Source organism: Microcoleus sp. AT8-A3, from assembly GCF_036705675.1.
Classification (GTDB): domain Bacteria; phylum Cyanobacteriota; class Cyanobacteriia; order Cyanobacteriales; family Microcoleaceae; genus Microcoleus.
On record NZ_JAUBVD010000111.1, the window covers coordinates 1 to 8262 of the forward strand.

The following is an 8262-nucleotide window of genomic DNA, read 5'->3' on the forward strand; positions in this document are numbered from 1 at the left end:
TATCAATTACGCACTTGATTTAGCTAAACACTTCATCTTATCATGTTTGAGGTTGAAATTAAGATGCGTTTACCCTGCTTTTACCGCAACCGGATTCACCTGTAATAACGGCGCGGCTGGTTTGATTGTGCATGAGGTCAATGCACGTAGGTTTGCCGCCTTTGGTGATGAATTCAACTCCTTTTGAGTCGATGTCCCTTACAGCAGTTAAGGGCAAAATACCGGGGACAGTTTCGGTGTCTAAGGTGAGGCGGCGTTCGTTAATTAGCGAACTGCTGTGCAACAGCCAGCTTACAGTAATGGGCAAAGTTTCTAGCCACAGTTGCCAAGCAATATTGCGCTCTCTTAATACCTTGGCAGAGCCGAAGCTGTGGGAGAGCATTTGGCAAGCGTGTGTTAGTTGCTCCGGGGTTGGTCGGTAGACTAAGAAGGTGACAGCAGCGTGAATTGCTCTTGCACCTTTGTACATTTTTTTCTGGGCTTCAAAGGATTCTTCCTGTTTGACTTCTGCTCCTACATCGCGACCTTGACCTTTTTCTAAAGCGCGTTTTTTGGCACTTTTTGATTGTTTAGCTTGCCTTGCTAAGTTGTCTTGAATAATAAAGTTGGGAGCGGCGCTAATTTCGACAACGGCTTCAGTATCGCGGACGTAGCTGTTGCTCATAATTTTCCAGAGCCATTGCAGTTGTTCTCTAGTATTGAGCCAGCCGCCGGGGCCCTCTTCCATTGTTAGCACGCCGCATTCTGCGTTTCTGCCGGGGAGCAAAATGCGTGAGCTAGCTTTTCTGTGTTCTGGGCAGCTCGAACGGCCGCTCATACCTTCAATTAAAATGGTGCAGGCGTGTTTGTGACTGTTGAGAGTTTCGGTTAGTTTGTAGTCCGACGCGGTTTCTTTTAAGGTGAGAAGTTGGGGAATAGGGGGTACGGGTGCGCTGTTGAATTTTTGCCACAGCCATCCCCACAATGCTTGGGCATTCATGGGTTGAATTTCCAGTCCAATTTTGGTGTTTAGCAAGAGTTCCCACCGGATATAGCCTTGCTCGAAAGCGTCGAGCAGCAGTTGTTTGTAAAAGCGTTCAGAGTAGATGCGCTGGTTCCCTGTAAATTGTGCAGCAATGCTGTTGGCTGTGTTGATAATTCCATTGATGAATTTACTCAGAGGGTCGTTGGATTTGGAGCCAGATTGAGCGTTGAATGTCCAAGTGCAGAAAATAGTTTGGTTCCACAGTTGTCTGGTGCCTGCTAAGTTGAGTTCTTGAATGCGTTTCTGTTCGTTACGAACGAGTACAGAAATGGGTTTGAGGTGACAGTTGTCAGCCAATTCAGTTAACTGTTGTTGGCGAACGCAATCGCTGCTGTAGCAGCCGGTGTGAAAGGTCATTTTTTCGCCTGGGGGAATGTCTTTTAGCCCTTCTTCTAAGGCTGTGGCTGCATTGTTTACTTCATGACGGTAGAGAATGTTGTGAAAGCCAGCCGTCTCGAATCCGAATACAATTTGGTATTGACTGCCTTCATTCAGTAAGTAACCAGAAACTTCTCGACCATCCTTTTTGATAGTGACTAAACACAGGAGGTTTTGGTAGTTTTGGAAGGGCATAAGTCGGCTGTTACCTCCTTGTTGAGTGGGAGCAACTTTGGGTTTAAGTTTGACTCGGACTTGTGAATCGCTGATTCGGTGGCGAATTGGGTTTGGTCGGTGTTGGGGAACGGGAGAAAGGTATAAAAGATTACCGTTGTACCACTCATTCCCCGGCGGAGGTCTAAACCTGTCTACAAAAAGGTGAGGTTTGTTACCTGTCAGGAGCCACCAGCTTACAATTAGCCAGAAAGCAGTGATGAAAAACCAAGGCATTCCTAAGCTGAATAGACCGTTGGTGAGGATGTAGGAAATTACAGTGATTAGCATCCACGGAATTAGCTGTTCCGCTGGAATGATGCCGATGCTGGCTTGTTTGCCGAGAATTTTGTTGACGGAAATAAAGTCTTTATCTGGGTCTTTAAGCATGGTAATAGGGGGAGAGTGGGGGAGGGGGAGAGGGGGAGAGTGGGGGAGGGGGAGAGGGGGAGAGGGGGAGAGGGGGTGATTCGGAGAGGGGGAGAGGGGGTGATTCGGAGAGGGGATAATAGAAAGTGGAGTTAAGAAATTAGAGTTTGAAATGAACAGAAAACCAATTCAATCCCACCGAGATTTAGAAGTGTATCAACTTGCATTAGATGTGGCTATGCAGATTTTTGAACTCTCTAAAAAGTTTCCTATTGAGGAACGATATTCATTGACAGATCAAATTCGTCGGTCTTCGCGTTCTGTTTGTGCCAATTTGTCTGAGGCATGGCGTAAACGGCGTTATGAAGGAGCTTTGTATCCAAATTAAGTGATTCTGAAGCTGAAGCTGATGTTGAAGCCCTCTAGTTTTTATCGGGTTGTTGCAAGTTTTCAAACTTCTCCCCCTCTCCTCCTCTCCCCCTCTCCCACTCTTCCCTAAGCTCCACCTCCGCCACCGCCATTGCCAACGAAGAGGAAAGTTATTACATCAATGGCAATTACAATGGCAAAAGCTAAGGCGACTTGGGTGACAATTGGTCGCCAGTCATTGCCTTGTTGCGCTTGGTTGTAAGCAAAAAGAGACGCGGATGCTACTAATAAAAGAAATGCTCCGCGAATGAGGTTAAAAATCAGTTCGATGACCTCGGCATCAATGGCTTCGCCTCCCGCTGAAGAGGCTCCTTCTGCTAGCTCTGTCATAAATTCTTCTAAGCCGGAGAGGAAGATGGCGTTGGCGGGGGAATCGAGCACGGAGCACAGTGCAGTGGAGGTGATGATGGCAGTGGTAATGTGCCAAAATCGAATTTTGCAGCCGATATATCGCTCTACAATTGGGATTGCTTTAGCGGTGTGCCACAAACTCAAAAAGACTATGCTGGAGCAGCCTAAAGTTGTTATTAGGAGCGGGTCGTGAAGGCTGAAGTAGATGAGTGAGGCTAGGCAAATGCCGAGGAAGGGAATGTCGCCCACTTGAATTTTCTGTTGTTTTAACCAGCGTAATAATGAGTTGCGATTTCGTTCAGTTCTTGTCTGCTCTAAGTAAGTAGCCATGTCACTATCTCGATTAAATTAGTGCTTTAATGCCAATTTTAGTTGCATCTAATTCCCGCAAAATCACCAATTACGGTGATTTTTGAGAGTGACAATGACCCCCTCCATTTGGAGGGTGCAAGTGAAATAAGTTATTTCAAATTTCCATCTCGGCCTCAGTTTTTCTCGCTTCCTGCTTGTTGGAGTTCTGGTTTTGAGCAAGTTGCTGTTGGGATAGGAGATTTTCTACTACTTCTGGTGGAATGTCGCACAAAAGTACCTCAACATTACCTTTTTGGAGGCTGGCCTCAAAAACTATCTCGCTGTGAGAATTAAAGCCTTTGACAGTACCCTTCGACTTGGATTTATCGCTGAATTCGACTTCAAAGTCGAGGCGCGAGCCTTGGGAATCGGTAAAGCTCACTTCATCTTGATTGCTTCTCTTTACCATTTCAGCTAAACGTTCTTGGTTGAGAGCTTGTTGAAAAATCTTTAAGCGATCGAGTTCTTCTTTTTCTTCAGGTTTCAAGAAATCGTTTGTCACTTTCCACTCTCCAGTTTTATCCTGTACTGCTGAGAACATTTCCTCGCCTTCCTTAGTTTTTAAGCTGACAGCGGTAGAGGAGTCAAAATTTGTTACATAAAGTTTGGCTTCTCCCAAATCAACCCCATCTTCTAATCCAATGCCTTCCGCATTTGCTTCTTCTTCAGCTAGGCTATAAATTTTTGCCAGTGTTGCTGCAAGTTGAGAGTCCTGAGTAAGATTTTGGGCTGTCAGAGTAATTTTTTTAGCAGTAGCGTTAGCGCTGCTAGCTGGGATTGTTGATTCTAATGAAATTGTTTCACCTATTTCTGTTCCGTTTTGTACGAATTGGTCGCTGAGGGATGGAGTCGAGCTGTCGGGCGGTTCTACTTTTGCATCCGCAGCTTGAACGCCTGTCTCGCTTTGAAGAGAAAGTTTGTTCTCTAAAGCTTCTATTCGCTCTTCTAGGGTATCGAGTCGCTTTTCAAGTCGGTTGAGTGCTTCATTTATTTGTACGAGCTGTTCTTCAAAACTCGCCTCTGTGTCAATCTTAATAGAAGCCGTTTTTTCAGAATTGTTGTCTCTCACACTGCCGGAAATTTTATCAACTTTTCCGTGGACTTTGCTAACCGCTTTAGCTAAGAGCATACCGGGTGTTGAGACAAATTCGGCATCCGGTTCAGGTAAGATGTTTTGTTCCGGTTCTGGCTTCGGTTCAGCTATTGGTAAAGCTTCGGATTCGACCCTTGCATCTGCAACTGAATCCGCTTCAACCAAGTTGGTAACTCGCTGGGAGAGCGAGTCAGCCCGCTGGCTTTGAGCTTGGAGCCTTTTGACAATACCGGCAACTTGGCGCTCTTTTCCAGCCCCAAGAGCAGCTTCTATAATTTGAGAAGCTGCTTTTTTCCCCATCAGAGTAGCGAGAACCGCAACTTGAGTGCTCAGGCCACTGACAGTTGTACCTTCTACCTCACTTCCAGAAATGGCTGTTCTACCACTAACTTGTACAGCAGCATCGAGGATACTATCGATGTTCTGGTCGTTTGATTTTTTGCCTTGAGGTCGCTGTTGGCTAGTTCGGGTTTTTGAGGGTGTGCGTGCTAAGGATTCAGCAACTTCTACCGCTTCATTTGTCTGAAGTTTTCTTTTGGCTTGGGATTTAGTTGATAATTCTTCGTCTTCCAAATCTTCTCGCTCAGAGTTTTGAAGGTGGCTTTTAGTTTGAGGCTTAGCTTTAGGTTGAGGTTCTTTGACTTCAAACTCATCTAACTCACTTAGTTGATTTCTCGGAGAGCGGTTTAAGGCTTTAGATTTAACCAGTGGTTCCTCCGAATCCAACTCCTCTAGGTCATCTTTGGGAGGTCTAGTTTTGGTTTTAGAGTTGGGTGATGGCTCGTCATCCTCCCAACTTTCTCTTTCATTTTTTTGTGATTTGGTATTGGCTTTAAATTTCGAGCGACGCGAGGGTTCATCATCCTCTAATTCATCTAGTAAATCGTCTTTTTTAGACTTGTTTGTCGCTTTTGATTTAGACGTGGAAGAGGGTTCATCATCCTCCAATTCATCTAGTAAATCGTCTTTTTTAGACTTGGTTGTCGCTTTTGATTTAGACTTGGGGGAGGGTTGCTCATCATCCAATTCATCTAGTAAATTGTCTTTTTTAGACCTTGTTTTAGTTCGAGGCGAATCGAGTAACGCCTCAATTCCTGTTTTAGTAAATCGGTTGTCGTCGGGCTCTCCCAAGTGTTCCATCATGTACTTTCCTGTGGTAGAGCCGTACTCCGGTCGATCGCTCAAACTGAGGACGAGTCCGTTGTGCTTGACCTCCACGCTAATGCCAGGTTTGCCGTCTGCTTCCGTTAGTTCTTCAATTGCATCGGCAAAATCTTCTACGCTGGTGAGTCCGTTTTCCAGGCAGTAATCTAAAGCTTTCTCGCAGCGATTTCTTAGGTAGTTAAGGATTTTCTTGCCCTCCGCTGTGTTAGGGGTGATGTAATTTCCCTGGCTTCGGCTTCGGGATGCTGTTTTTGTGGGCATAATCTTTGTGGCGGGGTGAGTGGATATTTCCCATGAAATTCGAGCAGTATGGCTAGTGACTTCACTCTAAAGTGCGGTTTTGGGGAGTTAAAGTGACCCCCTCCAATCGGAGGGGGAAGGCATTGATTAAGCGGAAGCAAAAGAAGTGTCATATCATGTCCGTCAAAATACCTATAAAACCGCAGGCTTCAATGTGTGTTGTACAAATGTCCTCAAGGGAGGTCAAAGTCGAATGTGTCTTTTCTGGCCTCATTCGACTTTGACCTCCGACAAGCAAGACACATTTAGGCAACACGCATTGAAAAGGTTTGCGCTTTTTCTATGATTTGCATGAGCAGGTATTTGTAAATTCGCCACAGCAAAGTAATAGAATTGCAATTACGGTCTAGTTAGCGGACATAATATGACTTCCGAAATTACGTTAAAGTTGTGCGTCGGCAACTCTAAATTTTGAAGATTCCGAAGCTAATTCAGCATCGATTTTTAAGATATATTTGAGAAAGTGAGCGCTGCTATTTTCCGAAAGCTTCTTAATAACTTGACCTGTTTTCAAGTCAGCAGCCAAGACCGGATTATCAGCTTCATCTCTGACTAAACACCTAAGATTGTTGCGAGATTTGCTAATAAAAGCTGTCCAGTTTCCCACAGGAATTGTAGTTTCTCCAGTTTGGTTATATGCTTCAGAAATCGCATCTTTCAGCAATTCTGAGAGGTGGGCGGGGCTGGCAGCAATGTCTTGGGATTGAGACGGCGGTTTGTTTTGACAAGGGGTTGGCGATACGGATTGCGATCGCTCTTGACAAGGAGTTGGCGCGACTTCTGAAAGTTCCTCAACTGATTCAATTAGTTGCACAGAGCTAGGGTTGATGTTTAAGATCAGAGCGCTGCCTTTAGGCGAGGGTTCAATAGTGGCTTTAAAGGTAGTGCCGATCGGCAATTTAGGTGAATTAGCAGAGAACATGGCTAGTTCTTGTCCGTCAAGGAGGACAATGGCGCTGCCGTCGCGCCTCGAACCGCTACCGCTAACAGATCCCACCTCAAAAGTCAATGTTTTCTGCCTCCATTTTGGAGCGCTAAAGTCAACATCTTTCAAGTCATTGTACTTCTGCCCAATCAGTTCAGCTCTGTCAAACTGAAAGGTTTGCAATTGCTGGCAAATTTCATCTGTAAACAAATTGAGAACCAATGCTGCTTTAGGTGTTTGGTTTTGGGACTCAAGCCAAGTATAATCTGCAGGAGCTACAATGCGTGAACTGACATCTTTGGTGCGACCAAGACCATCACGGTAGGTTAAGTCTAAACTGTCGATGTCGTTGACATTTTCGCAAAACTTCTTCTCAAGAATTCCCACCAGTTGGTCGCTGGGTTCAATAAAGGCAAAATTGACCATTGGCAGGCTCGGATGCAAAGTTGCTTCATATTTAATGCCTTTGCTGTCTAACAATTCTTTCCAATGTCCAGCTAAGTCTTTGCCAACTGGCTGTCGCTTCTTATCCCTGACAGTCTTACCGCTGCCGTCGAGTTCAAATTCCTCGAAAGGGACGCTCAAAACGTAAGTGTCTTTTGGCATAGCTTCGTGCAGTCGCTCGTACTCAGGTTCAAGGTTGAATTCAATCAGCAGTTGGCGAGAAAGTTCCTTACAAGCTTTGCGAGGAACTTCTAAGTTGGGATTTGCGGTTTCGACGTGCCACATCGCACTAGCAGCTAAAAACCGTTCTTCAGGGTCAGTCCAAGTTTCGGTCACATCGGCTCTTAAGCTCTCGTATAACTTGCTGACAGCTTCTTTAATTGCCTTAGAATCGCCGCCGCACTCCAAGTGAATTTCACCCATCCTTTCTCGATAGCGTTCCTTAATATCTTGCGCCCACCTGACATAATGTTTCTCCCATTTTTCTCGCTCATCTAAGTCAGAAGGAGACTCGAACAGGTAGCGAAATTCGTCGCGGTGGCGGCTTTTTAGACGAGTCGGTTCCCACTCTGGATTAACAGCCTCCCTAGCAATGCAATTGATAGCGGTGCCGTCTCCTATAGGTAATGGCACGGTTTTGTAAAGCCTGGGGTCGTCTTTGTAATCAAATAGGTAGCTTGGGTGCTGTTCTGACCACTGCTTAGCCTTGGACAATAAGGTGGGGTGGTGGTCTTCGGTACGAGTAGCACTTTTGGGACTGTCCACTTCAATTTGCAGACCATCAAATAGCTTTCCAAGAAGCTGCCGCTTCTGTTGATTGAATAAACTTTCTGGCTGTCCCGGTTGTGCTGCTGACGATTGCACTCTCCCGATTAAGGTAGCCACCCAGCCGATTTTATTTTGGGCGATCGCTACGGCAATTTGCCGCAATTTGGTATACTTGCGATCGCCATTACTATCGGTAGCTTTATTGTAGTCAACTTTCTCTCGCTTTTCAACTGCATCATACTCATTCTCTTGATTAGCGTGCCTGGTTTCAGAGGCGATATTCGGCATTCGGGAAGCAGGCGTAATCACTAATTGATCGCCGTCAAAATCGCATTGATGATGCTGCATGGCTTGGTCAGAGCGAATGAAAACGCACCGGGAGCATGTCACTTTTGCAATAAGTATTTATACTTGTGCAGTTTTTGGCGGTCTACCAATTAAGCCATTTAAGTA

5 protein-coding genes are annotated in these 8262 nt (G+C 45.5%); 1 reads left to right on the top strand and 4 read right to left on the bottom strand.

The genetic code is table 11. The features are described 5' to 3' along the window. Positions 1 to 58: 58 nt before the first annotated feature. On the bottom strand, positions 59 to 2005 hold the full coding sequence (locus QUB51_RS29630; RefSeq protein WP_333264460.1) for a hypothetical protein: 1947 nt from the start codon (positions 2003 to 2005) through the stop codon (positions 59 to 61). Between the two features lie 151 nt (positions 2006 to 2156). Between QUB51_RS29630 and QUB51_RS29635 the strand changes: the two genes are divergently transcribed. Beyond that, complete coding sequence (locus QUB51_RS29635) at positions 2157 to 2372, top strand: four helix bundle protein (RefSeq protein WP_333212785.1); 216 nt, start codon at positions 2157 to 2159, stop codon at positions 2370 to 2372. A 107-nt stretch (positions 2373 to 2479) separates the two neighbouring features. Here QUB51_RS29635 and QUB51_RS29640 read toward each other — a convergent pair whose 3' ends face one another. From QUB51_RS29640 to QUB51_RS29650, 3 genes are all read right to left on the bottom strand, one after another. After that, positions 2480 to 3094 carry a hypothetical protein gene (locus QUB51_RS29640; protein WP_333212783.1) on the bottom strand — a complete coding sequence of 205 codons (615 nt, stop codon included), beginning with the start codon at positions 3092 to 3094 and terminating at the stop codon, positions 2480 to 2482. A 136-nt stretch (positions 3095 to 3230) separates the two neighbouring features. Further along, a complete protein-coding gene (locus tag QUB51_RS29645; protein WP_333264457.1) occupies positions 3231 to 5633 on the bottom strand; it encodes a hypothetical protein in 2403 nt (800 codons plus the stop codon). A 421-nt stretch (positions 5634 to 6054) separates the two neighbouring features. Next, entirely contained in the window at positions 6055 to 8157 is a 2103-nt protein-coding gene (locus QUB51_RS29650; protein ID WP_333298372.1) for a hypothetical protein, read from the bottom strand. Between the last annotated feature and the right edge of the window lie 105 nt (positions 8158 to 8262).

Coding starts and splice junctions, on each gene's coding strand:
- QUB51_RS29635 (WP_333212785.1), top strand. CDS start 2,157: ATGAACAGAAAACCAATTCAATCCCACCGAGATTTAGAAGTGTATCAA.
- QUB51_RS29640 (WP_333212783.1), bottom strand. CDS start 3,094: ATGGCTACTTACTTAGAGCAGACAAGAACTGAACGAAATCGCAACTCA.
- QUB51_RS29645 (WP_333264457.1), bottom strand. CDS start 5,633: ATGCCCACAAAAACAGCATCCCGAAGCCGAAGCCAGGGAAATTACATC.
- QUB51_RS29630 (WP_333264460.1), bottom strand. CDS start 2,005: ATGCTTAAAGACCCAGATAAAGACTTTATTTCCGTCAACAAAATTCTC.
- QUB51_RS29650 (WP_333298372.1), bottom strand. CDS start 8,157: ATGCAGCATCATCAATGCGATTTTGACGGCGATCAATTAGTGATTACG.